Origin of the sequence: Desulfovibrio inopinatus DSM 10711 (assembly GCF_000429305.1) — a bacterium.
GTDB lineage: Bacteria > Desulfobacterota > Desulfovibrionia > Desulfovibrionales > Desulfovibrionaceae > Alteridesulfovibrio > Alteridesulfovibrio inopinatus.
The window spans coordinates 1-26637 of sequence record NZ_AUBP01000021.1 but is presented as its reverse complement, the minus strand read 5'-3'; the positions used below and the strand labels follow the sequence as shown (position 1 = coordinate 26637).

At 49.9% G+C, this 26637-nt stretch carries 21 protein-coding genes; 18 read left to right on the top strand and 3 right to left on the bottom strand.

Features of this window, described 5'->3' with window-relative positions:
* Nucleotides 1-213: 213 nt before the first annotated feature.
* Both G451_RS29350 and amt read left to right on the top strand, forming a co-directional pair.
* On the top strand, nt 214-1308 hold the full coding sequence (locus G451_RS29350; RefSeq protein WP_051261476.1) for an MltA domain-containing protein: 1095 nt from the start codon (nt 214-216) through the stop codon (nt 1306-1308).
* Between the two features lie 201 nt (nt 1309-1509).
* On the top strand, nt 1510-4944 hold the full coding sequence (gene amt / locus G451_RS29345) for an ammonium transporter (protein ID WP_245587819.1): 3435 nt from the start codon (nt 1510-1512) through the stop codon (nt 4942-4944).
* Nucleotides 4945-4955: 11 nt separating this feature from the next.
* On the opposite strand, the gene G451_RS0113200 is transcribed toward amt, so the two are convergent.
* Nucleotides 4956-5282 (bottom strand): hypothetical protein, encoded by a 327-nt coding sequence (locus tag G451_RS0113200; RefSeq protein WP_027184628.1) that lies wholly within the window; start codon nt 5280-5282, stop codon nt 4956-4958.
* A 26-nt stretch (nt 5283-5308) separates the two neighbouring features.
* Between G451_RS0113200 and G451_RS0113195 the strand changes: the two genes are divergently transcribed.
* From G451_RS0113195 to G451_RS0113145, 10 genes are all read left to right on the top strand, one after another.
* Nucleotides 5309-6742, top strand: coding sequence for a diadenylate cyclase (locus tag G451_RS0113195; protein WP_027184627.1), 1434 nt, complete (start codon nt 5309-5311; stop codon nt 6740-6742).
* Between the two features lie 3 nt (nt 6743-6745).
* Nucleotides 6746-7660, top strand: coding sequence for a M23 family metallopeptidase (locus G451_RS0113190; protein WP_027184626.1), 915 nt, complete (start codon nt 6746-6748; stop codon nt 7658-7660).
* Nucleotides 7661-7778: 118 nt separating this feature from the next.
* Nucleotides 7779-8990 carry a glycosyltransferase family 2 protein gene (locus tag G451_RS0113185; protein ID WP_027184625.1) on the top strand — a complete coding sequence of 404 codons (1212 nt, stop codon included), beginning with the start codon at nt 7779-7781 and terminating at the stop codon, nt 8988-8990.
* A 638-nt stretch (nt 8991-9628) separates the two neighbouring features.
* Nucleotides 9629-10477: a SphA family protein gene (locus G451_RS29340; protein ID WP_051261475.1), complete on the top strand. Its 849-nt coding sequence runs from the start codon at nt 9629-9631 to the stop codon at nt 10475-10477.
* Between the two features lie 237 nt (nt 10478-10714).
* The gene (locus G451_RS0113175; protein WP_027184624.1) at nt 10715-12349 is read left to right on the top strand and encodes an arylsulfatase; all 1635 of its coding nucleotides are present in this window, start codon (nt 10715-10717) and stop codon (nt 12347-12349) included.
* Between the two features lie 217 nt (nt 12350-12566).
* Entirely contained in the window at nt 12567-13556 is a 990-nt protein-coding gene (locus tag G451_RS0113170; protein WP_027184623.1) for an HAD family hydrolase, read from the top strand.
* Nucleotides 13557-13786: 230 nt separating this feature from the next.
* Nucleotides 13787-15070: a cytochrome b N-terminal domain-containing protein gene (locus G451_RS0113160; RefSeq protein WP_027184622.1), complete on the top strand. Its 1284-nt coding sequence runs from the start codon at nt 13787-13789 to the stop codon at nt 15068-15070.
* Between the two features lie 6 nt (nt 15071-15076).
* Complete coding sequence (locus tag G451_RS0113155) at nt 15077-15643, top strand: QcrA and Rieske domain-containing protein (protein WP_245587817.1); 567 nt, start codon at nt 15077-15079, stop codon at nt 15641-15643.
* A gap of 3 nt (nt 15644-15646) precedes the next feature.
* Nucleotides 15647-17920, top strand: a complete 2274-nt coding sequence (locus G451_RS0113150) for a tetratricopeptide repeat protein (RefSeq protein WP_027184620.1) — start codon at nt 15647-15649, stop codon at nt 17918-17920.
* 93 nt (nt 17921-18013) lie between these two features.
* Nucleotides 18014-18337: a hypothetical protein gene (locus tag G451_RS0113145; RefSeq protein ID WP_027184619.1), complete on the top strand. Its 324-nt coding sequence runs from the start codon at nt 18014-18016 to the stop codon at nt 18335-18337.
* Nucleotides 18338-18429: 92 nt separating this feature from the next.
* Here G451_RS0113145 and gad read toward each other — a convergent pair whose 3' ends face one another.
* Nucleotides 18430-19833, bottom strand: a complete 1404-nt coding sequence (gene gad / locus G451_RS29335; RefSeq protein WP_051261474.1) for a glutamate decarboxylase — start codon at nt 19831-19833, stop codon at nt 18430-18432.
* A 173-nt stretch (nt 19834-20006) separates the two neighbouring features.
* On the opposite strand from gad, the gene G451_RS0113135 reads away from it, so the two are divergent.
* The 6 genes from G451_RS0113135 (at nt 20007) to G451_RS29325 (ending at nt 26341) form a co-directional block, all read left to right on the top strand.
* Nucleotides 20007-21227: an FUSC family protein gene (locus G451_RS0113135; protein ID WP_169727877.1), complete on the top strand. Its 1221-nt coding sequence runs from the start codon at nt 20007-20009 to the stop codon at nt 21225-21227.
* Nucleotides 21224-21532: a hypothetical protein gene (locus G451_RS0113130; protein WP_027184617.1), complete on the top strand. Its 309-nt coding sequence runs from the start codon at nt 21224-21226 to the stop codon at nt 21530-21532. The genes G451_RS0113135 and G451_RS0113130 overlap by 4 nt, the downstream gene beginning before the upstream one ends.
* Complete coding sequence (locus G451_RS0113125; protein ID WP_027184616.1) at nt 21517-23169, top strand: hypothetical protein; 1653 nt, start codon at nt 21517-21519, stop codon at nt 23167-23169. Before G451_RS0113130 ends, G451_RS0113125 begins: the two co-directional genes overlap by 16 nt.
* Nucleotides 23170-23361: 192 nt before the next feature.
* Nucleotides 23362-24009 (top strand): cell division ATP-binding protein FtsE, encoded by a 648-nt coding sequence (locus G451_RS29330; protein WP_342663762.1) that lies wholly within the window; start codon nt 23362-23364, stop codon nt 24007-24009.
* The gene (locus G451_RS0113115) at nt 24006-24869 is read left to right on the top strand and encodes a cell division protein FtsX (RefSeq protein WP_027184615.1); all 864 of its coding nucleotides are present in this window, start codon (nt 24006-24008) and stop codon (nt 24867-24869) included. Before G451_RS29330 ends, G451_RS0113115 begins: the two co-directional genes overlap by 4 nt.
* 185 nt (nt 24870-25054) lie before the next feature.
* On the top strand, nt 25055-26341 hold the full coding sequence (locus G451_RS29325) for an Lcl C-terminal domain-containing protein (RefSeq protein ID WP_084448566.1): 1287 nt from the start codon (nt 25055-25057) through the stop codon (nt 26339-26341).
* Between the two features lie 75 nt (nt 26342-26416).
* On the opposite strand, the gene G451_RS35335 is transcribed toward G451_RS29325, so the two are convergent.
* Nucleotides 26417-26637: zinc ribbon domain-containing protein (locus G451_RS35335; RefSeq protein WP_211236350.1), on the bottom strand; the 221-nt coding region annotated here is incomplete at its 5' end.

Genomic DNA, 26637 nt, shown 5'->3' with positions numbered 1-26637 from the left:
CTCCCTTGGAGGCTCGGGTCATAACAGGCTCCAGCCGAAACGACCAGAGTCTGCATGCACGTTTGTCCAGATCTCCAGAGCGCTTCCTATACCAAGCAACGAAATGAAAATACCTTGCAATCACAGGTTGCGCTCCGCGCCAGTCGTGATTATGACATCCCGGCAAGTCACGGTGTTCCGTTATGAGACCGGCGGCTTTATGCGGACTCTCCAATGAAATTGAATTGTTTTTTCACGTCATATATGCGCTGTCTCAACGCGTTACGGTGTCTGGCTTCCCTGTGTTGCATTGTCATGCTGGCGAGTGTTGCCGCGCATGCAACAGCTCCATCTCAAGACGCTCTCCTAACCGGAATCCGCGAGAATCTGAAATACGTCAAACGGAAGAGCGCTTCGGCCACGGCATTTTCAACGCCCACACACACGATCACGTGGAAAGACCTGCGCATCACTTTGGAAGACCTTCTCACGACACTGCCCACGCTCCCGGCAGGCGCCGATTTACCATCTTCCCAATTTATGCTTGTCGAGGTAACCTCGAATTGCCTGGTAACCGGATATTACGAACCGCTTGTTGAAGTTTCGGCCACACGAACACAAACGTTTGCCTACCCGCTCTATCGTCTCCCAAAGGAAATCTCGGGAAATCGTCAGGGACGGCGATTTTTTTCACGCCGACAAATTGATCTCGAACATGCGTTGGCCGGTAAAGGCCTGGAAATTGCCTATGCTCGGGATCCGGTTGACGTTTTCTTTTTGCAGGTACAGGGGTCGGGACGTCTCCGATTCCGTGATGGGCACACCCAACGTCTTCGATATGCCGGCCACAACGGCTGGGGGTACACCTCCATTATCCCAGCCATGGAACGGTATGGCTATCCGCAAGATATCAAAACAACGATGCAAACGATGCGCCGATTTCTTGCCGCACATCCTGACGATGTCCCCGAAATTTTAACGGCAAATCCACGATATATCTTTTTCCAACAAACCTATGGCGGCCCTTACGGCGCAATGGGTGTCCCCCTCTCTCCGATGCTTGATGTTGCGGTGGACCCCAAAAACATTGCACTTGGATCCGTGCTTATTGTTCAAGGAAGTCTGCCCGACCCAGCCGGTGGAGCAGACATTCCTTTCACCAGTATGGCTCTGGCTCAAGATACTGGAGCAGCGATCCAAGGCGATCGGCTCGACCTGTTTTGTGGCCATGGCAGCAATGCCGCAACGCTCGCCGGGTTACTCCAGCACCCCGCCCAAATATATCTTCTTTTGAGTCGACGCGCTCCGGCTGCACAATCTTCGCAATAGTATTTATATGCAACAATCTCGGAAGCGAGACAGGCCTTCCATATCATTTTATTTATAATTTAAATACAATAGCAAAGCTCTGCCAAGTTTCATATTTGACTTCTTCTGGATTGTTTCAGACAATCACCGTAAATGTAAACTTTCTTGATTGGCAACAGCGATTGCCTTTCCCTCAGGCAACGGATTACAATTGGAGGATGCGTGCAGCCTTCCATGCTTGATATCTTATGGATTCTTATGGCTTCGGGTCTTGTTTTTATTATGCAAGCCGGTTTTATGTGTTTGGAATCCGGTCTCACAAGATCAAAGAATAGTATCAATGTCGCCGTAAAGAACTTAGCCGACTTTGCATTTTCAGTCTGTGGCTTCTGGGCTGTTGGTTTTGGATTAATGTTCGGCGCATCGTGGAATGGCCTCGTCGGAACAACAAATTTTTTTCTTCCACTGAATGACAATGCGTTCCTCGTGGCCTTTTTTGTATTCCAGGCTATGTTTTGCGGAACGGCAACAACGATTTTTTCCGGCGCAGTTGCTGAACGCATGCGATTTTCTTCGTACATTATTATCGCAACAATTCTCGCCTTCTTTATTTATCCCGTTTTCGGGCACCTGGCCTGGGGGGGGCTCAATCTCGGCAAGCCTACTGGCTTTCTTGGAGAAATGGGCTTCATCGACTTTGCCGGCTCAACGGTCGTCCATAGTGTCGGTGGTTGGGTGGCGTTGGCCGCACTTCTCGTCATCGGTCCGCGAAAAGGCAGATTCCCTGAAAATGGTCCCTCGCGAGAAATCATTGCCGGTAACCTTCCTCTTTCCGTACTGGGAGCATTTTTACTCTGGTTTGGTTGGTTCGGGTTTAACGGTGGCAGCACCTTGGCTATGAATGACTCTGTCCCTATGATCATCGCCAACACCACGTTAGCCGGAGGGGCAGGTGCCGTTTGCTGTCTTTTTGTAGGTTGGTGGCTGACCAAATTGCCGAAAGTCGGCTATCTCATCAACGGTTCTCTCGGTGGCCTCGTTGCCATCACTGCCAATTGCCACGTCGTCAACGCCAGCAGTGCCGTCATTATCGGGGCGGTGGCCGGCCCCGTCTGTCTCGCGGTCGAAATTCTGCTTGAACACAAAAAAATCGACGACGCTGTCGGAGCTGTCCCCGTCCATCTCGGATGCGGTATATGGGGAACACTCGCTGTTGCCCTTTTCGGCGACCCGAATCTCATCGGCACCGGCCTCGGCTTCGTGGACCAGCTCCTTGTCCAGGCGCTTGGTATATTGATCGCTTTCCTGATTTCATTTTGTATTCCGTTCTTGCTGATCCGAAACATTAACCGATTCTGGCCCATGCGTGTCACGGAGGAGGAGGAGCATATCGGCCTGAATGTCAGCGAACATGGGGCGCGTACAGAGTCACTGGACCTGTTTGACGCCATGGCCAAGCAAGCGGAAAACGGCGACCTCTCACTGCGTGTTCCTGTTGAGCCCTTTTCCGAGGTTGGACAAATTGCCATTCGATACAACCAGGTTATGGATGCGCTGGAAGCTGCTGTTGCCAAAACCGAAGCTGTCGTCAAAAGCGCTACTGATGCCATTGTAACATTTGGCCGCGAGAACTTTGTCATTCTCGCCACGAATCCAAGTGCTCAGCTTATGTTCAGCCTCCCCGGATGCGAGCTGGAAGGCATCCCCGTTACCGATCTGTTTTTGCCGGAGCCCGGAGGAAATCCAGAAACAGTCCGGCTCAGTCTGTTTTCGGGAGAACACGTAGAAATGTCGGGCCGTCGAGGCGATGGCACCCCATTTCCCGTGGAAGTGGTCGTCACGGAAGCATCGACAAAATCGGATGCGTTTTTTGTTGGTACGTTTCGCGATATTACCGAACGCAAAAAAGCCGCAGAAGCGCTGGAAATTCAACAAGCCTATTTTCGCCAACTTTTCGAAAGCTCACCACTCGGGATCGTCCATATCAATCGCGACGGGTCCATTATGGAAGTCAACAAGGGGTTTGAAGAACTGTTTGGCTATCCGCGTCATGAACTCATCGGTCAACTCAATCGCGAAGTGGTTGTCCCCAAAGAACTGGAAGCCGAAGCCAAGAGCTTCCGCCAAGCCGTACTCACCGGACACACGGTCGCTCGAGAGACGCGGCGACTGCATCGTGACGGTTCGTCTTTTCCTGTTTCTGTTTTGGGCTACCCGATTTTCATTAAAGAAAAGATTGAAGGGGTCTATTACCTCTACGCCGACATTTCCCAACGTAAAGCGTATGAGGAACAACTCAGCCACCAAGCTTTTCACGATTCCCTCACCGGATTGGCAAACCGCGTCTTGTTCATGGAGCGTCTCAACAGAGCCATCAAACGTTCGGAACGTCGTAAAGACTACGCGTTTGCCGCGCTCATGCTCGACCTTGATCGATTCAAATGGATCAATGATTCTCTTGGGCACTTGGCGGGTGATAAATTTCTTGTTGAAATTGCACACCGTCTCGAATCCTGTATCCGAGCAGTCGATACGGTTGCCCGCCTCGGCGGTGATGAATTCGGCATTCTCCTCGAAGAATATGGTAATCCCAGCGAAGTCGTCCTCGTCGCCAAACGTATTCAAGAGCGTCTCCAAGAGACCATTGACCTTGATGGAAACGAAGTTCACACGAGCGCCAGCATAGGAATTGTTCTCCGCACCAGCTATTATGAAAATGCGGAACGCATCATGCGTGATGCCGATATTGCCATGTATAGGGCCAAAGAAACAGGTAAAGCACGATTCAAGGTCTTCAATAGCAAAATGCATCGTCAGATTGTCGAGGAACTCAAACTCGACAGTGCACTACGCCGGGCACTGTCCAACGGCGAACTGAAACTCTATTATCAGCCGATTGTCACACTTCCCGATATCGTCGTTAAAGGCTTTGAAGCTCTCATTCGCTGGGCGAGTCCCACACAGGGGCTTATTTTGCCTGATCAATTCATCCCTCTTGCCGAAGAAAACGGATTGATTATCCCTATCGGCCAATGGGTCATAAAAGAGGCCTGTACTCAGATGGCAAAATGGATGAACGATATGCCTGAGGCAAAAAACATGACGATGAGTGTCAACTTATCAAGCAAGCAGTTTATCCAACCTGACCTTGCGGCATTCATCGAACGGGCTTTGAGCGAAGTCGGGCTCCCCCCGGAAAATCTCAAAATTGAGATCACGGAAACAGCGTTGATGAAAGACGCTAAACTCAGCGTCGATACCCTGGCTCGCCTGAAAAAGCTTGGGGTACAAATTGTTATTGATGATTTCGGCACCGGATACTCATCCTTGAGTTATCTGCACCGATTCCCCATTGACGAACTGAAGATAGACCGCTCTTTCCTCTGCGGCCCCCAAATCTCGAAAGACAATGGGGAGATCGTTCGTACGATCATTTCCATGGCGCAAAATCTCGGTGTCGGTGTCGTTGCCGAAGGCGTTGAAGAATCAAGCCAACTCGACTACCTGAACTCGGCCCAATGCAAAAGTGCACAAGGCTTCATGTTCTCTCGCCCTATTGATTCCGATCAGGCTAAAGTATTTCTCCATGAACATTTCCATCGAAACAAGGAAGACGTCACGGCCTTACCTCCTGAAAAGACAGATATTTCTGAATAGTTCCCAAGACTTTATAACTTGCGCTTCGGTCGGGAAGCCTGTAAAGATGTCTCCGACGTCAGCCGGAGGCTCTCTGGTTTTTGTAACCAACTTTGCCCCACAAGCGCTTCCATCCATACGCTGATCGTCACAACACAACCGATATCGCGTCTTATACCGGATACCGCGTCATCTTCCGGGAATGCGTTAAAGCGCCCCTTTTCGTCTGTTGAAAAAGCATCTTTGGCCTCGTGATATAATGATTCAGAGACGGTGAAAACATCCAACTTCGCTTCATTCTGAAATGCCATCAACACGTTGGTGTTGATGTATTTGAGCGAGATTACACAACGGTTCATTCAACGGTTTGCTATACGACGCTCACATGATACCAGACACTGCCAAACAAATTTCAATTTACAATGTCTTGGAAGGACTGCGTAAAGGATTAACGCATTTTGCCGGATCAAGCCGTGCGGCATTACTTATTGCAGAGAAAGACGATGGCCCCATTCATGTGCATGATCCTCAGGATCTCTTATCCGGCCACGAACCCAAACTGCGTGAAATCTACATCAATGCAAACGAGTGGCGGAGCAAGGCTCCTGCAGCCAAAACACTCAAACCTTTTGGCAGTGTTGTAGCGGCTGACGATATCGCCCTTGCCGGTTTAATTTCGTATGGCGCCTACTCCAGGTCCATTTTTTATCAACGCTGGTTTACCGAACATCAGCCCAATCTCTGCGATGTCGGCCCTACAATTCGCTGGCTTGAACACGCCACCTGGTTGCTCACTCACGACTTTGCGTCCGAAGGAGCATTTTTTACGGCCGCCTCCAAGCTCGCCCTGGAAGGATTCGAGGTCCACGCTCTCCGCAATCATCTTCAGAAGAATCTGACAACTATTCTCGGTCGTCCACCACGCCTGCAGCTTTATCCAGTACTCGAAGCGGTCCTTGGCATTTCACTGACCCGAGAAGAAGGCGATGCACCGCTTGGAGAACTCATCTTTGTCGACCCCCGACTTGTTGAAGACTGTGATTGGATCATTCGTTTTCCCAAAGAAGAAGCTCCGCTTTTGACCAACTATAAACATGTGCGCAAACTGCTGCTCGCCGTGGAGCAATCGACTCGTTGTCTTGTCAGCGATGGAGTTCGACTGCTCGGTATCGCCGCTGCCGTTTATGCTCAAGCTTCGGTCAAAGCACGATTTCTTGGTGGCGTCGGTCTCATCACTGTAGACGGCAAACCACAATGCAGCTTTGCCGACGGACGCTTTTTTGCATCGACGAGAAAGCCCAACCTTGTCCTTCTCGAAGAAGCATTGCTCGATTTCGAAATTGACTCTGAGGCTCGTCAGGAAATTTTTCGTATCACGGCCGCCATTGTCGAATCTGCCCGCAACCGGGGACATGGATGCTCCATTATCATTGATCCGATGGGATTGGTGAGCACGGTTTCGGGTCAGCGATTAGCGACCCCGTTAGACCTCGGTCACCCTGGACACCTTGACTTGGCCAAGTCTTTATCCAAAGTCGACGGTTCTCTGCATCTTGGTCCAGGGGGAAGCCTCCTCGCCTTTTCCTGCCTACTTGATGGCCGAGCCGTCCCGTCTGAAGATCGCTCGCGAGGTGCCCGCTTCAACTCGGCGTTACGTTTTACCGCCGAGCACAAGAATGTTGTTGTCGTTGTTGTTTCCGAAGACCGTCCTGTATCCATTTTTCAAGGTGGTGTTCAGATCAACGGTCGATGTGAATGGAAGCCGACCCAAGACATCGAACTCAATCCCAAGACACTTGAAGAGTGGCTTGAGAGGTAAACAATGTACGCAGTCAAAACGACATACTATATCCAACGGCCGGGCAAAGGACTGACCCCGATGAGTATTAAGCCGTGGATGCTACGTATTGTCTGGTTTATTCTCATAGTATTAACGGCAAGCGCGACCGGCTTAAGTGTTTTTCTCTGGTGTGAAACACAAGATGCCGACAGAGTGATTACCCAAACCACACTTGCACGCAAGGCGTTGGCGGAACAGACATTTACGGCCAACCATCTCAAACAGCGCATCGGTGATATTCAGAACGAAATCCAACGTGTCAAACGTTTCAATACGAAGCTTTCTAACAATCTTAATCTCAATCCGGAGGCTGTTGTCCGTGGCGAGGCCATGGGATCGATAGGCATACCGTCTATTCCAGCCGATACGGTTTCCTATCCTGCTGCCGATCCTTTTTCCCGTCGCGTTCGAGACTTCCTCGACGCACTCTCCGACGAAATCCATATTCAGGAAATACGCCAACAACGGCTAGCTTCCATCATTCAAAATAAAAAACACGAACTCGACGCACGCCCATCAATTTGGCCCGCGATGGGACGCATTACATCCGATTTCGGGGTACGCCGTTCACCCTTCTCTCGGCGATACGATTTCCACAACGGTATTGACATCAAGCTCCAACGTGGAACCCCGGTCAAAGCCACGGCTCCGGGTGTTGTTACCCATGCTGGATATCTCCGTGGCTATGGACAACTCGTTGTGCTCCAGCATGAAAACGGTATCGAGACAGCCTACGGACATTTGAAAAAATCCCTGGTCAAAGTCGGTGACACAATCAAGCGTGGTCAAACTATTGCGCTTTCCGGCAATTCCGGTCGCAGCACAGGACCACATCTTCATTATGAAGTACGTGTCGCCAATGCGCCGGTCGATCCCATGAACTTTATTCTGGACTAACAAATTGTTTTTTTTCGGGGTGATGGTCTTCCACACCCCGCACTGTACAACAAATGAAAAGGGCATTTTCTTCCGACCCTCCATTGCCAAGTTGGCGTGAGCATGACACAACGGTTTCATGAGTGCCCGAGCCCCTCTCGTTTCCATCATCATACCAGCGTTCAATAATTGGCCTTTGACTCACAGGGCCTTGTCCAGCCTTGCTGAGTACACCCCGAATAGAATTTTTGAACTTATTGTTGTCGATAACAACTCCAGCGATGACACTCCCTATGAAGCACCAGTATTGGGACGACAACTTTTTGGTGATGCTTTTACCTTTCTCCGGCAAGAGACCAACCTTAATTTCGGACCTGCCTGCAATCTCGGTGCGCTCCACGCCAAAGCAGAATTTCTTTTTTTCTTGAACAATGATGTCGAACTCATCCCCAACTGGTGGTCGCCGCTCCTTCAAGCAGCACGCGACACTCGACGTCTCGGGGGACTTGGGCCCTTGCTATTGTATCCCGACACGCAAACAGTTCAACATGCCGGCATAGCTTTTGATCCAACGTTGGCCCCTGTCCATCTTTATGCCGACTTTCCGGCCGACCACCCCACCGTTCAACGCGGCAAAAACCTTCAGGCCCTTTCCGCAGCCGCATTGTTCATCCCACGCACAATATTTATTGATGTCGGTGGCTTTTTTCCCGAATATCGTAACGGCTATGAAGACCTGGATCTCTGTGCCCGACTCCGCCGCACGAATCACAATCTGACTATTGTCCCACAAAGTCGGATCGTACATCATGAAAGTGTCAGTCCTGGCCGGTTTGAATCTGAACACCATAACATTTGCCTTCTGACAGAACGATGTTCCGGAGATTTTTTTCCGGATCTGCATCGCCATGGTTATACAGATGGTTTTCGCCCTGCCTTGACGGAATGGGGTGCGTTTACGCTGACCGATCCGCTTCCGGCAGAAAAAATTCCAACGTCATTGGGCCCCCTCACGACAGAGCTCGAAAGACACCCGCTCTCCGGAACGCTTCACGACACGCTCGTTGATCAGTTTCTCACAGCAGGAAATCTTCAACAGGGCCAAAACGCTCTCGTCCGCGCCTGTCGTCTCTGCCCCAGCCTGGAGAGATACAAGCGACTGGACGCATTGGCACAAGACAACGCTCCCGGCCTGTTTGCACACATCCATGCCCGCCTTATGCATGTGCAATCCATTCTGACAGCAAAAAATGATCTTCTTAAACGCGTCCAAGGCCTCGCCAACTGGGCGCAACACGCCGGTGAAGTTGAACTTGCTCAATTGTACCTAGGATTCGCCAACACACCGTAATTACTAATATTTCATACAGCTCAATACCATCCCATTCTACGACGTTTCCGTCGTAAGGTTCAGTACTGTTTCATATACGATACCATTACTATCTCTCCCTCATTCCCATCCATATATTGAAAAATGGAATAAGAAGATTCTCCAAGACTTTCCACATATCTTTCAATATACTTATATCATTATATAAAATAATTCTATTCCCCATCTACACCTCAGCTTATTGTCTCTGATATAAATCAGACAAAATAATAATAAAATTTTATATCAATTTTTCGCATGCCATATTATAGTTTGTTTTGATTGTATTTCATATTCTTACAGTATGAATACTAGACATACCGAACACAGACAACACAAGTACATGGAATGATAAGAATCATTCAACTTTGTATCTATAATTATTACAACAATATATGCGCCAAAGGTGTATACTGCATAAAATTATAATGGTGTATTCTATAGGCCGACAACATATCGCAAAGAAGACAAGGCAAATGAATAGACCTCATTTTTTAAAATACAATCTGTTTTGGTTATTTATCTCAACTTTACTCACTTTCCTCACTTCCGCACACCCCGCAATGGCCGTCGAAGGAGGGAGTAGTCATTACATCCAAGGTGCGTACGGTGATTTCCTCATGGGCTTTCCTATGAAAGGATTTTCCATCCGCAATGATACGCTCTACCAAGCCGGCCACATTGATGGAGTCCTCAAAGGCGGACACCTCAATGTTGGACTCGACATGTCCACCGTTATCAACCTCACCAAAATGAGTTATATATTCGATGTCCCGGCAATACACGGTGTTCTGGGATTTGGGGTCGGCGTCCCGATTATTGCTAATCTCCATTTGTCCGGGGACGCGTCTGCAACGACGTACTCCCGTTCCAACTCGGCCGGAATCCCTCTGCCGGAGCAGGTCAATTACAGCAACAGCGGCAATAGAGGAGGACTGTCCGATATATTCCTCATGCCAATCATCGCTGGTTGGAGCTTTGACGAAGTCCATATCGCTGTTATGCCGATTATCTTTTTCCCCACCGGCTATTACAACAAAAGCAAACTGACCAGTCTCGGCAAAAATTACTTTTCTTTCGATGGAAATATCGCCTTAACGTGGTTGAGCAAAAGTCAATTCGAATTCTCAATCAACACCGGCTACATGATCAATACGGAAAATCCAGCCACACACTATCTTTCTGGCAACCTTCTTCATGTCGATTGGACAGCAGCCTACCATTTCACCAAACGATTCGCCCTTGGTGCAACTGGATATCTTCTCACGCAAACGACGCCGGACACGGGTTCCGGTGCCACCATAGGTGGTTTTGAGTGCTCCGGTTCCGGTATCGGTCCCATTGCCACGTATAGCATTCCGATTGGAGACAACGATCTCGTGCTCATCGGCAAATGGATTCATGATCTCGGTGCCAATCACAGCTTTTTGACAGATACCGTGTACGCTTCCCTTGCAATCACGTTTTGACAGACAAACCGTTGCACGATGGGAACATAATACATTTTCGTGATCTGTCGTTTGGTTCGCAAGGGACGCCTTCTTTAAGGACGAGAAGCACAACGAGAGTTGACGTCTATCCTTCTCGTCAATTGGAATATCATGCTATCTACAACAAGGAGGAATTCAATTCTTTTCACACCGGACTGGGACAGGATTTTCATCGGTTTCGATACAGACAAAGCCAAAGAAAAAGAGGATCAAGGCATGAAAACAATACACCATTTCATTGTTGCCGTGACAACGGTCGTACTGTGCTTTTCTGGAGTTGCCCTGGCGGCAAAAAAACCGAATATTCTTCTTATTGTATCCGATGATACCGGCTATGGTGACCTTGGAGTATACGGAGGTGGAGAAGGCCGTGGTATGCCCACGCCCAATATAGACCGCATGGCCGATGAAGGCATGACCATGTTTTCATTTTACGCACAACCAAGCTGCACACCCGGTCGTGCCGCCATGCAAACCGGCCGTATTCCCAACCGAAGCGGCATGACAACCGTGGCGTTCCAAGGACAAGGCGGTGGCTTGCCAGCTGCTGAATGGACCCTGGCGTCGGTTCTCAAAGACGCCGGATACGAAACCTATTTTACCGGCAAATGGCATCTGGGCGAATCCGACTACGCACTGCCCAACGCCCAAGGTTACGACACCATGAAGTATACCTTTCTGTACCACCTCAACGCATACACCTACGCCGACCCCAAATGGTTCCCCGATATGGATCCCAAGTTGCGCGAGATGTTCCAGAAAGTGACCAAGGGCGCGTTGTCCGGTAAAGCAGGGGAAAAACCCAAAGAAGATTTCAAAGTCAACGGCGAATATGTCGATACCCCCGAAAAGGGCGTGGTCGGTATTCCCTTCCTGGATAAGTACGTCGAGAAGGCCACTATGGAATTCCTGGACGAAGCCGCCAAATCCGAAAAGCCCTTCTTCATAAACGTCAACTTCATGAAAGTGCACCAACCCAACCTGCCCGCTCCTGAATTCGAGCACAAATCACTGTCTAAAACCAAATATGCTGATTCGATTGTCGAGCTCGACACCCGCATTGGCAATATCATGGACAAGCTGCGCGAACTCGGTCTCGATAAAAACACGCTGGTATTTTATACGACCGACAATGGAGCCTGGCAGGATGTATACCCGGATGCTGGCTACACGCCATTCCGCGGAACGAAGGGGACGGTACGCGAAGGCGGCAACCGTGTCCCCGCCATTGCCTGGTGGCCTGGCAAGATTAAAGACCACTCCAGAAATTCCGATATTCTTGGCGGACTTGATTTGATGGCCACCTTTGCGAGTGTCGCCGGAGTGAAGCTTCCCGAAAAAGACCGTGAAGGAAAACCCATCACTTTCGACAGCTATGATATGTCTCCCGTGCTTCTTGGCACCGGAAAATGTGAACGTAATAATTGGTTCTACTTCACCGAAGATGAATTGACTCCTGGCGCAGCACGAGTTGGAAACTACAAAGCGGTCTTTAACTTGCGTGGGGACGACGGGCAGGCAACGGGTGGGCTCGCCGTTGATACGAACCTTGGTTGGAAAGGTGCGAACAAGTACGTTGCCACGGTGCCTCAAATCTTTGATCTCTGGCAAGATCCCCAAGAACGGTATGACATCTTCATGAACAATTTCACGGAACGCACCTGGACCATGGTGACCTTCAACCAGGCGATCAATGAATTGATGAAAACCTATGTGAAATATCCACCCCGAAAACTGCAAAGCGAAACCTATCAAGGCCCACTGACTCTCACGAAGTACCAGCGGTATAAGTATGTTCGCGAGGCGCTCGATAAAGAAGGGATCAGCCTCTCATTACCAACCGGCAATTAGAAACAAAAAGCTTGTTTCGCTGTAAAACAGACGAGTGACAGAATAACACGTGCCTTCGAGACGACATCATGCCTTGAAGGCACGTGTTTCTATTACATGCTCTATACTCTTTCAAAGACAACATGCGAAAAAAAGACCACACAACTCCATCGTAGTATCACCTTCAATACGATAGAGATCTAGGGTATAGCATTATCTTTTCAAGAGGATATATCTCATGAGATTGAAACAGATTTTTCTGACAATTTGCTTCATCGGTTGTATAATCTTTGTTCATCAAGTAGCTATCGCACAAAAGAGTGACCCTCTTCCCTCTTGGAACGATGGCAAAACAAAAACGGCGATAATTGACTTTGTGTCCAAGGTGACAGACGCAACGTCTCCTGACGTTGTCCCTGTTGAAGAGCGCATTGCTACCTTCGACAATGACGGAACGCTCTGGTCCGAGAAACCCTTGTATGTTCAATTATTCTTCGCTCTTGACCGGATCAAGGAACTGGCTCCGCAGCATCTGGAATGGAAAACGCAAGAACCCTTTGCTTCTGTACTTAAAGGGGATCTCAAGAAAGCATTTGAAGGTGGTGACAAGGCAATTCTTGAGATTGTCATGGCGACCCAAACAGGGATGACAACCGAAGAATTCAAAACGATTGTGGCCAATTGGATCAAAACAGCCAAGCATCCCAAGACGAACCGTCTTTACACCGAAATGGTCTACCAGCCCATGCTTGAATTGCTCGGCTATTTGCGAAACAATGGCTTCAAGACATATATTGTTTCGGGTGGTGGCATTGAATTCATGCGGCCTTGGACGGAACCCGTCTATGGTATTCCTCCAGAGCAGGTGGTTGGCAGTAGCATCGAGACCAAATTTGAAATGCGCGCCAATGGCCCGGTTTTAATGCGATTACCGAAAGTCAACTTCGTTGACGACAAAGCAGGCAAGCCGGTTGGCATCAACTCCCATATCGGCCGTCGCCCCATTGCCGCCTTCGGCAACTCAGATGGCGATCTGCAAATGCTTCAATGGACAACCGCCGGGAATGGAGCCCGTTTCGCACTGCTGGTCCACCATACCGATGCCGACCGGGAATACGCCTATAATCATGGGGCGGAAAAGGCGCTCGAAGCCGCCAAAGTAAACGGCTGGACCGTGGTGAATATGAAAGAGGATTGGAAAACCGTCTACCCTCCCGAGACCAAGTAATCCACGGAGTCACTGTTGTACAATACTCTGCACAACGAACGTTGTTGCCACTGTGCAGTGAATGAATCGCGTGGCTTCGTTCACTGCACATTTTTCACGATGCCATTTTTCGTGCACCAAACAGACGAGACGTGACAAAGGAATCGATCGTCAATACATGAAGTAAAATGACGATCAGACCGCAAACCATACACAACAATCCTCTATCCGATTCTTATAAGGGCCCTTGCATGCGGTCTTCACGACTCTCTCTTCATGATCTGATATTCCACCTTCATCCACCGAGTGTACGGTCTCAAACGCTCCGCTTCACACTGAGTTGGGGGTTGGGAGGCATGGCTGTCGTTTTGATTGGCCTTCTCATACTTTCCGGTATGTTGCTCCTCTTGTCGTACCAACCGACAACAGAATACGCGTATGCTTCTATTCTCCTTGCCATACAACACATTCCCTTTGGACGGTGGGTACGTAATATTCACTATTTAAGTGCCAATATCCTCGTTTTCGTTGCGGTTTTACATTTTGTACGTGTTGTATTCACCGGAGCATTCGGTTTGGGACGACGGTTGAATTGGATACTTGGACTCATCTTACTCGCACTTGTGCTGGCAGCCAATTTCACCGGCTATCTCCTGCCTTGGGATCAGCTTTCGTATTGGGCGGTCACGATATGTACGAGTATGCTTGGTTATATTCCACTCTGTGGCGATTGGTTACGAGAGCTGTTTCGGGGAGGAATTGACATCGGCCCAGCAACGTTATCCAATTTTTTTGTGCTCCACGTCACCGTTATTCCCGGCCTATTGTTGATAGTTATGTTTTGGCATTTCTGGCTCATCCGTCGCGCTGGCGGCCTTGTGCACTCTTCCACGCAAGAACCTTCACCCCGAATATTCACCATGCCGCATTTGATCATGCGCGAAGCCGCTGTCGGTCTGACTTTGGTTGCGTGTATCCTTGTGCTTGCGATATTCTGGAATGCCCCACTCCAAGAACAAGCCAATCCTGGTATGAGTCCGAATCCAGCCAAAGCACCATGGTATTTTCAAGGATTGCAAGAGTTACTTTTGCACCTTCACCCGATGTTTACCATTTTCATTTGGCCAGCTTTTGCGAGCCTTGCGCTCTTTCTCATCCCCTTTTGGCATGAAAGTGTCTTGCCGTCCGGACAATGGTTCGGTTCACCTCGTGGGCGCAAACTGGCGCTTTGCATAAGTGTGTTTGGCATCGTCATCACAATAGGAGCAATACTTTTCGACGATATGCTGCTCGTGTCTCACTCCACTACAGCAAACACGTGGGTCACGCGCGGTCTTCTCCCTTCTGCACTCCTCTTTGGATTGCTGATACTCGGTTACTGGCTTCTTGTACGGACATACCGGTATACCCGGGCCGAAGTGGTCATGGCAGGGTTTCTTCTCGCTTTTGCAGCAATCAGTGTGTGCACGATTATCGGTGTCTGGTTTCGCGGCCCGGAAATGCGCTTGGTTTGGCCCTGGCAGGGAGGGATATAATCGGCCATGACAAAGGAAAAAATGGTAGAGCAACATGCACCCCCCCACGTTGCCAACGAAACTATCGCTCAGCCCAGTCGCCGACGTTTTCTCAACCGATTATGGGCCATTTTGGGGCTCGCCGCTGTAGCGGAATTCTGTTGGCTCGCCGTATCGTTTCTCGATTTTCGAAAAGAACGAAACCAACACGACAAAACACAACGCATTATCACTGTAGGTGCTGTCGATCATTATAAGCCGGCGACCGTTACCGCGATACCTCAAGGTGCGTTTTATCTTTCCTGCCTATCGGATGGCAGCTTTATGGCTCTGTCGCAAACATGTACCCATCTTGGATGCTCAATCCATTGGGATGAAGAAAAACAACAATTCGCCTGCCCGTGTCACGGCTCGACATTTAATCCTGCCGGTGAACTCATCACCTCTCCGGCACCAAGACCTTTAGACTATTACCCTGTACGAATCGAAGACGGCATCATCAAAGTCGATATCTCTACTGCACTTCGCCGGGAACGCTTCGAATCGGAACAAGCCGCCCGTTTGGATCACCCAATGGACGGGAAACGGTCGTAACGCATGTCACAGCTCTCCACCGATACCGCACGCTGGGAATACATAGCCCTCATTGCAGCCATCACCATTCTCCTGTCCCCTTTCATGTACATGCTCCAATCCGGCCCGATGAAACCGTTGCCCGCGCAACAGCAGGCACAATTCGTGGGCAGCGAAAAATGTAAGGACTGTCACGAAACAGCCTATTCCAAGTGGAAAGACTCCGATCACCATAAGGCTATGGCCGTCGCCAACGACAGCACCATGCTCGGAGATTTCAATGAAGTGCGTTTTACCGATCCGTACAACCACGTTACGTCGCGATTCTACCGAAAGGATGACAAATTTTTCGTCGAAACCGAAGGACCGGATGGGAAGCTCGGAGAATTTGAAATCACGTACACTTTCGGCGTCTATCCCCTTCAGCAATACCTCGTGCCGTTTCCTGGAGGTCGCCTCCAATGCCTCAATATTGCGTGGAATGTCGACAAGAAACAGTGGTATCGCTTACCGCCCTATACGGTGTTGAACCCGAGCGATTGGCTGCACTGGACCAATAAAGGCCAAACGTGGAATGTCATGTGTGCAGAGTGTCACTCAACCAACGTCACCAAAGGCTATAACGCCCAAACTGACGAATATCATACCACATGGTCCGAAATTGATGTCGGTTGTGAAGCCTGTCACGGACCTGGATCACATCACCTCGAATGGGCTGCCAAACCGCCCTTGGCACGACGTCAAGCAAACAACTTCGGATTGGTCGTCAACACCCGCAATATGACATCCGACGAATTGATCACGCTGTGTGCCCCATGTCACTCCCGTCGATTTCAGCTTGGCGACAACACACATACCAATGAGAAGCTGCTTGATCTTATGGTGCCCGAACTGCTCAATGAAGGCCTTTATTACCCGGACGGACAAATTCTGGATGAAGTCTATGTGTACGGCTCCTTTGTCCAAAGCAAAATGTATCAGCGCGGTGTACGATGCAGTGATTGCCACGATATTCATAGTTTGAAGCTCCATAAGGAAAAAAATGCGCTGTGTACTCAGTGCCATCGAGCTGATGTGTACGACACCAAACTGCATCATTTCCATAAAACGACCTTCAACGGAAAACCGAGCGAAGGCTATCTTTGCGTCAAATGCCATATGCCCGGACGCTATTACATGGGAATTGATTATCGCCCCGATCATAGCTTGCGCATTCCACGCCCGGACGTGAGTGCAGAACTCGGAACGCCGAATGCGTGCTCGGCAAAAGGATGTCATGCAGACAAACCGTTGTCCTGGAATATCGAAAACTATACCAAGTGGTATGGAGAAACGCGAAAGCCACACTATGGTTCCGTCATTGCCGCGGGACGAGCCCGTACCCCTGGGGCAAATACAGAACTTATCCATATAGCGGACGATTCTCTCCTCCCTGCTATTGTCCGTGCGACAGCTTTGAACCTGTTACGCATTTACCCAGACGAAGCGAGTCGAACATGTCTGGCGAAGGCCTTGGATGATCCTGATGCGCTTATCCGTTGTACCGCCATCCGGAGCCTGGAATATTTCGATGCCGAAACGCGATTGCAACGCATCGCCCCGAAACTCTACGACCCTGTCAAAGCCGTGCGTATGGAAGCGGCAATCATGCTTTCCATGCTTCCGGAAGATCGACTCCGCAAAGACGATCGTGACGCCTTCAAGAAAGGGCTGTCCGAATATCGTGAAGCCATGCTCTACAACGCCGATTTAGCGCCGCAACGTTACAACTTGGGCAATCTGGCTGTGAACCAAAAAGATGATGCCAGTGCAAGCAGAGAGTATTTAAAGGCTATCGAAATCGATTCCATGTTCTATCCGGCCAAAGTCAACCTCGCCATGCTCTATAACCGGCAGGGAAGAAATCAGGAAGCTGAAAAACTTTTGCGCGAGGTGTTGCAACAGCATCCCGAAATGTATGAAGTCTCGTACTCACTCGGGTTATTGTTGGCCGAAATGCAGCACTATCAAGATGCAGCATTCTACCTTGGCAAAGCTGGAGCAGGAATGCACTATGCCCGCGCCTACTATAATCAAGGCCAGGTTCTTTTGATGCTCAATGAGCCGGAACAAGCAGAACAGGCATTTCAAAACGCCCTTTCTCTCGCCCCGCAGTCACAGGAAATATTCGGAGCCCTGGTCGGACTCTACCTCAACACAAACCAACCGGAAAAAGCCAAGATTCTGGCAGAAACCATTCTCCGCCGAAATCCGAATCATCACGCAGCACAAGAATTGCTCAAGCACCTGAACAATTGACAAGCAGGAGAGCGGGTTGCCTCCTTGCCCCCTGTAAGGTAAGACAGCGGCCAACATTATGCCCAATCGGCACTGATCACAACGAGGTCCATTATGCGTCCACTTATTCTTTTCAGCCTTCTTGCCATCATGGTATGTATCGGCGTCGGGTGCTCCAAATATGCCGCATACGAACGCAACCTGACGTTTCTCAACAATGAAACGCTACAGGACGAGATTAAAGTCCGTCAGCAACATGTCGATGAAGCCAAAAAACGTTATGTACGTATTCAACAAACCGATGACGACGCCTCTATAGAACAAGCTGAGGGTGTCCTTGAGGATGCGCAGGAACAGCTTGATATCGCGCTTGATGAAGAAGAAAGCCGACGTCCATCGAAGAGAACGCCCTTGAGCTATGTCCGCCTTGACGACTAATGAATCACTTCCATAACGATGGCACAACGGTGGAGACCGTTGTGCCATCGTTATGGTATGCTCCCTACGTTTTTCGCGAGATCAGACAAAAACTAGCACGGGCGCCGTACCGGTTCTTCACTTTGCGGTTGTTTTGATGAACGAGGAGGATCTTTTTCGAGCGTTGTCACAACGCGTTCAAGATCTTCAAGCAGCAAGTCTGCCATGTCCCGTGAGAATCCTTCACGTACAACAATACGCAAAATAGCAACATCTTCTTTGTTCGGTGGAAGCGTGTACGCGGGAACAAGCCAACCGCGATGTCGCAAAGCTTCCGATACGTCAAAAACGGTGAATCCGAGATTTCCTTTGATCTTAAAAGTAAAAACAGGGATATCCGATCCATCGGAGACAAGCTCGAACGACTTCATTTTCGCAATTGATGAAGAAAGAAACAACGCCGTATCCTGAGATGCCTGCTGAATACGGCGATACCCTTCGCGTCCAAGACGCAGGAAGTTGTAATATTGCGCCACCACCTGGTTGCCCGGTCGAGAAAAATTGAGCGCAAATGTCGGCATTTCCCCACCAAGGTAATTGACCTTGAAAACGAGGTCTTCGGGAAGTTCCTTCCAATCTCGCCAGATTACCCAGCCCACACCAGGATATACCAAACCATACTTATGCCCGGATGTATTGATGGATTTAACCCATTTGAGACGAAAGTCCCATTTCAAATCAGGCTGAATAAATGGCGCAATAAAACCACCGCTGGCGGCATCGACATGAATGGGGATTTCCCAACCGGTTTTGGCGTTGAGTTCCTCCAAAGCGGCGTCAATGGCTTCAACGGGTTCATATTGCCCGGTAAAGGTCGTCCCCATGATGGCAATGACCCCGATAGTATTTTCATCGCACATCTTGACGACATCTTCAGGATCGATCATGTAGCGATCGCCATCCATGGGAATGAGACGCGGTTCAATTTCCCAGTAGCGGCAAAACTTCTCCCAGCAGACTTGAACATCGATACCGAGAACAAGGTTGGGTTTATCCGTCGGCTTGCCCTGTGCGCGCATACGTTCCCGCCATTTCCACTTGAGAGCCATGCCCCCCAGCATGGCGGCTTCACTGGAACCAATAGTGGAGCAGCCGCACCCTTCATGCTCTTCCGGCGCATTCCAAAGCCGGGAAAGCATATTGACGCACCGCATTTCGAGTTCCGCGGTTTGCGGATATTCGTCTTTGTCGATCATGTTTTTGTCGAACGTTTCAGACATGAGCGCTCGGGCTTCCGGTTCCATCCAGGTGGTGACGAATGTGGCGAGATTGAGTCTGGAATTGCCATCAAGCATGAGTTCATCATGAACGATGTTATAGGCAGTCGTCGCCGCCATCTCATCGTCCGGAATCTCATACTTGGGAACTGGACGACTTAAGCCGCGGCGAGCATACGTAGGTTGAAGAATATCTTTCCCCGAAACAAGATCATCTTTCTTGATTTTTTTATGAATCATGCTGGTGCTCCTTGGTTTAGGGTCGGCAAACCGACCGGCGTGCGTGAGGAAGCAAGTCAATGAAGAAAAATCGGACTCTGCCAATTGTGCTTGTCAGGCGTACACTGGAATGTCAAGAAATCGGCACTTTTTTGTGCTCTCAGATCAAATTGAACGAGGATAATGAAATATCGATGACGTACATATCGAATACCCGTTTTATGATGTCTCTCTCCCGCTTTTTTCGCACAATGCACTGGCATCATGCCGTCAAAACCGCCGTAGCGGGGCTCTTTACGTGGTTCGTGACCCAAGGACTCCATCTTGACCAGGGGTATTGGGCCATTTTGACGGCAATCATTGTTATGCAATCCAATGTTGGAGGCTCACTCAAAGCGGGTTGGATACGATTTCTGGGCACAACCGTTGGGGCAACGGTCGGAGCGGCATGCGCCCTGTTTCTCGGGCATGGCGGCTGGCCGCTCTTTGTATCCATGCTGATCACCATGCTTATTTGCTCTAATGTCACTCTTCTGCGCGATAGCGTCCGTGTTGCCGCGTTGACTGCGGTCATCATTCTCTTTGTCTCCGACAACGCCAATCAACACCCTCTCTATCTCGCACTGATGCGCTTTATTGAAATATCCCTCGGCATCGCTACAGCATTGATCGTGTCCTTCTTTGTTTTTCCAGCAAAAGCACGGACCTTGCTTCGTCCCGGCATTGCTCATACGCTGAGAAAAAGCGCGCAACTCTTCGATCTCCTCTGTGAATTTCGACAAATGGAACTCTATCGTCCCGGAGAGCTCTTCCACCTCAAAGACGAAGTTGTGCGTTCCATGATGAAGAATTACGATTTGTTGGCTGAAGCCCGACGAGAACCGGGATATGATCGTGAAGCCGAAATTTTTTCCTCGTTTCTTCGTGCCCAAGATCGCATTTATGAGAGTATATTGACCATGGATCATGCTGTTCACGCCATTGAACCGGATCAACCCCATGTTGAACTCGTCGATGAACTCTCACAAATGGCTGGTACAGTTTCCGATGAGATGCGACAACTTGCCGACTGTCTCGACAAGTCCCAATGTGCACCGGATAGCGACCGACTCATTGCCGCCATGCAGGCCATGGACACTCGATTGGACAGCATGCGCAGTGAACGCGTCTTTGCCACGTTTTCACGCAATGAAGTGCTGCAGTTCTTCTCCTTTTTACATGCGGTTCAAGAAACGGCTCGTGAAGTGTCCTCGCTGGCGTTACGGACAGGAACGCTGGAAGGCCGTTCCACACAACGTAACGCCTCCTGTAGCTGGTCAGCTCGCCTTCAACACAAGTCCTTGCGCCGAACCAAGCAAGATGGCACAACCAACCGCGAAACAAATGACCATCAACCGAAAGGACAACGCGTGTGAAGCGAATTGCACTCTGGACAACGTTCCTCTTGTTGCTGATAACGATCACGGGATGCACGAAGTGGTATAACCCGGCCTTTGCCGAAGACCCGCAAAAAATGCAAAGCCGGCTCACGCTTGATAAAAAAATATGTACGGGATTTATCAACCAAACACGTGGTGTCCCAACATCGGTGGACTGGACAAATCGTGATCCTGTACCGGAATCACGGGTCATCAATGTTATGAATAACTGGGAAACCGGCGCCAGTAGAGAAATGCTGTTGCAACGATGTTTGAAGAGCCGAGGATGGGTCAGAAAATAAGCCATTCACCTATGACAAATTCGACATTGAAACGGCCACTTCTGCTCGCCGTTCCTATTATGGTCTTCGCCGCGGTATCATTGGCCTTAAGCGCAATGCGCGGCGATTATCACTTTTTGCTCAATTTTGATCCTGCCTTTGCGTATCTTTTCAACGGGCTCAATCTCCTTGAAGGAGTCTCCCCCGCGCACGTAGACCATCCTGGCACCCCGCTTCAGATGCTTGTGGCTGTCGTGATTGCAATTCTTCGTGAATTCGATTGTTTGTTTGCTCTCTGCCAAAGCCCATTCGATGTGGTCGCCGACAATCCTCAGCGTATTCTTGGCACCGTCAATATGATTCTTGTTGCAGCCGCATCACTCTCGATTTTTGGAGCAAGCTGGCGTTTTTACAAACGGAGCGAACGTTTCGGTGCCGCTATGGCGATGTGTACGTCACCATTGATTTTTACTATGATTCTCATGGCAATGACCAATGTCTCCCCGGAACCTTTGCTTGTCACTGCCGGTTTCTGTGTCTTGACCGTGATGATGCCGGCTTTTTTTCCGCGACCTGACGACACACAGAGCGTATTTACAAAAGCTGCCGTGGCAACCGGGATTGGGCTCGGTTTCGGGCTGGCCGTGAAACTGACTTTTTTCCCTTTTCTTCTCTTGCCTGTACTTTTTCGACGGCCCAAACGTCTTGTCCTGTGTTATCTCCTCTGTCTGACCTCGTTCCTCCTCTTTACAATCCCCATTTGGCATAAAATCCCCGAAATGTTCGCCTGGATCGTCTCCATCTTGACGCATACAGGACGATACGGACAAGGCGCTACAGGCTCTATCGATATCGCAACGGCCTTCTCGAATCTTGCGGTTTTACGATTTCACTTGCCGGTATTTTTCTTGCTCCTCTTTATTATTTTACCAGCTGCCGGCATTGCCTCCCGAGTGCGACCAATAGCGCAATGGGCGTCTGCCAGAACAGCGATTTGGCTCATTATTGGGGGCTGTCTCGCCCAGCTTATCGTGACGGCCAAACAACCTTCAGGCCACTACCTTGTTCCTTCCATGGTTTTATTGAGCATAGGAACGGGATTCGCCGTCATCTTCTTTACCGATATTCCGCGTCAACCCCGTCTTCGTATGGGGGTTGCCGTCGGTATTGCTGTACTCCTTGTCTTCGCCGGTTGGCGTACCATCAATTGGTCACGGCATTGGCCCACATCCTATATCGCGCAAAGTCAACACATTCTCGACCGCCTGCGTACCGATCCATCGCTGGCTGGATGTCGACTCATCGGCTATTTTCAATCTTCGCTGCCGGCGTACAGTCTTTCCTTCGGGGATCGCTACGCTGGGTTCCGGCATGGTGACGCACTCCGCGCCCGGTATCCTGGTGTCTATACGTATGATGTGTGGAGCGGACGCATCCATCACTTTGGTCAAACCATCCCCCGCGAAATCATTCGTCGTGATCTCGAAAATGGAGTGTGTTATCTGACACTCGGTATCCCTCTTGATAACTCCGCTCCGTTACGCAATCCGCGAGACCTCGAATTGACGCCATTGACATTGGGCGATATCGAAATACTTGCTCGACTTGACGGCGTCGGAGTCACGTCGATGAATCAACACATCGAAACAACGCAATAAACACCAACAAAGTACGCTGAAATCGCTTTAGTTTTTCCAGTCCCGTTTTTTCACCAACCACAGTCAAGCCCAAGACATCACCGATAAAATGGGCTAACGTGTGATGAGTAGGTGAATTGTAATCTCATATTTTTGTAAATCAGCATGGTACATATACAGCATTTATCTCACCGCTTCGGAACACGATGGGCGTTGAAAAACGTCTCCCTTGATGTCGCCAAAGGCGAATTTGTTTTTTTAACGGGACCATCAGGGGCGGGGAAAACATCTCTCTTGCGTGTCCTGCATGGCGCGTTGCCAGTGCAACAAGGTCAAGTTGCCGTCGCCGGGTTCAACCTTGTCCGCATCCCCAGACGCCGCCTTGCCTTATTGCGCCGTGAAGTCAGCGTTGTCTTCCAGGACTTCAAAATTTTGGGTGACGAAACGGTGTGGGAAAATGTTGCCATTGCATTACGTGTTCGGGCTACCCCCCGGCCGAAACTTGAGCGCCGCGTTCGAGCCGTTCTCGCCGCCCTTCAACTAACAGAACTCGCACATATTACCTGTCGGGAACTGTCCGGCGGAGAGCAACAACGCGTTGCCGTTGCGCGTGCTGTTGTTGTTGGCCCCAAAATGATTCTTGCCGATGAACCGACAGGCAACCTCGACCGTACCCTTGGCTTGCGTCTTATGAATGTCTTCAAACAATTTTACGCCCACGGCACGACCATTGTCATGGCCACCCACAACAGCGAGCTTGTCCACTTTATTCCCGAAGCCACGGTTTACCGGTTGGAAGGTGGATCAATCGAACAGTTGCCCCCCACGTCATGGGAACCCAACGACCGGAGGCACGCATGATCGGATACCTGTTGGGACAATGTGTGCGGCAAATGGTACGACATCCCTGGCCGCAGCTTTTGACGCTGGCAGCAGTGACCTTGACGGCATTTCTCTCCGGTTTGTTTGTTCTGTTTCTGTATAATCTTGATGCCAAGCTCATCAAAGATCAGGGGACGACGCAATTTCAAGTTTACTGGAAGACCGATGCCTCAATGGAAACCGTACTTGATCAATGGGCAGCCATGCGGCAATACGATAATATCGTCGATGTCATTACGTTTACACCGGAAGCGGCATTTGAAACGCTTGAAGAGAGCCTTGGCGAAAAATTGAAGGAAGGCTGGATAGGCGATAAATCCCCACTGCCCCCAACGGCATTGCTTAATTTCAAGATTGGAGAAAGTAGCCGCGAGTGGAGCCGGGGCATGTATGAAAAGCTCAAATCTCTTCCAGGCGTGGAGACCGTCCGCTTCAATCCCATGCAGCTCGACCTGGCGAATTCTCTCATGGGGATCAGTCAGACGATCATTATGCCGCTTATCGGCTTTCTCGTTTTGTTGACCGCCCTTGTCGTCGGAAACACAGTCCGCCTCTCCCTGGTAAGCCGGGCAGACGAAGTGGAAATTTTACATTTAATCGGTGCCCGTGATTTCTTCATTCAACTCCCCTTGCTCGCCGGGGGAGCTGTGCTCGGATTTATCGGCGGGAGCTTGGCGTTAATCCTTCTCAAAATTCTTCAACATGCTGTCCAGGATATGCTGTATATCCCCCCACTGTGGATACGCATCGACTTCATTCCCTTACCACATGCGGCCATCATGGTCGGGCTGATGACGGCTGTCGCATTACTCAGCAGTTACGTCGCCGTGCGTCGATAGGGCCTCTGTTCGCTCTAGTCCAGACACAACAACCTGAAACAACTCACTTTGTCTTTGCACGAGCCCAAGTTGGACGATGCATGTCAACCGTTTTTACCGTGCCACGTTTATATATTCAAACCAGGTAAAAACGATCGCACTCCTCTGCGCTAATACGCAGAATTCCAAAAGACGAGGAGATTGCCATGACACGTCTGTCGGTTTTTCCATCCCCACGACATATTGGGAGAGGGTTGCTCTTTGCATTCATCGTGCTTTGTCTTGCCTCCCCCCTCCGCGCTGAATTTGTCGATACAGGACAAAATGCATGTTACGACACCAATGCTGAAATTCTTTGTCCAGAACCGAAACAGTCCTTTTATGGGCAAGATGCACAGTACGATTCCGCAGCCATGCGATATCTCGATAACGGAGATGGAACAGTGACGGACCTCGTGACCGGACTGATGTGGCAGCAAACCCCGGAGCAAATGACATGGAGTGAAGCCCTTGCAGCGGCCGACACGTACACGTTGGCCAACTATGAAGACTGGCGTCTCCCTACCATCAAAGAACTCTATTCGTTGATTGATTTCCGCGGGCATGTACAGCAAAACGAAACAAACTCCACGCCTTTTATCAATACACAATATTTCAATTTCTCCTATGGAGATACGACCCAGGGCGAACGCCTTATCGATGCGCAATACTGGTCAAGTACCCACTACGTCTCCACAACAATGGGTGGCGGTGACACAGCATTCGGCGTCAATTTTGCCGATGGTCGTATCAAAGGATATCCCACAAACAAAACCAATGAAGTCTTATTTGTCCGTGGTTCGACGGGCTGGGGAGTCAATGCCTTTGTTGATAATGGCGATGGGACGATCACCGACACAACCACCGGCCTGATGTGGTTGCAACAAGATTCCGGTGCATTTGAAATCGGACCGGAAACAAACGGTGCCGTCAACTGGGAAGATGCACTCGCGTTTGCCGAAGGGCTTGCGTACGCCGGATATGATGATTGGCGATTACCGAATGCCAAAGAACTGCAAAGCCTTGTCGACTATACGCGCTCTCCGGATACGACAGACTCGGCCGCTATTGATCCAATCTTCGAATCCACGGCAATCGTTAATGAAGGTGGGCAACGCGACTTTGGATATTATTGGACATCCACCACACACATGGATGGTCCAATCGTGGGGATACGAGGGGCATACCTCTGTTTCGGACGCTGTCTTGGCTTCATGACCAATCCGATAACTCAAGAAGTACAATTACTTGACGTCCATGGTGCCGGGGCACAACGAAGCGATCCCAAGAACGGAAACCCCGACGATTACCCAACGGGATTTGGTCCACAAGGTGATGTCATTCGAATTTTCAATTATGCTCGCCCTGTACGCACAGTAATGACATCTATCGAAAAACCTTCATCGGATTTGACAGCCTCCATGTTGGCCGCACTCTTCATTCTGCTTCAGTAATACACGCGTTTGTCAGGGACAATCTCGCGTTGACATCCTCCCCGGCCTGAAGGCCGAGGATTCCAAACAGAGTCGTTAAACGGCTCTTTTGGCGGGTTCCTGCTTCAACGTGGGCGCTTGAGCCTTTCCCACTCCACAGGCTGACACGGCTTGCCCAGCCGTCAAAATATTCAAAGCGCCCACAAAATCTGAATTCGCAGTGTAGTCGCATTCAACACAAGCGAAGTTCGCTTGAGTCTTTCTGTTGTTTTTTGATGTGTGTCCGCATTTCGGGCACGTTCTTGACGTATTTTGGG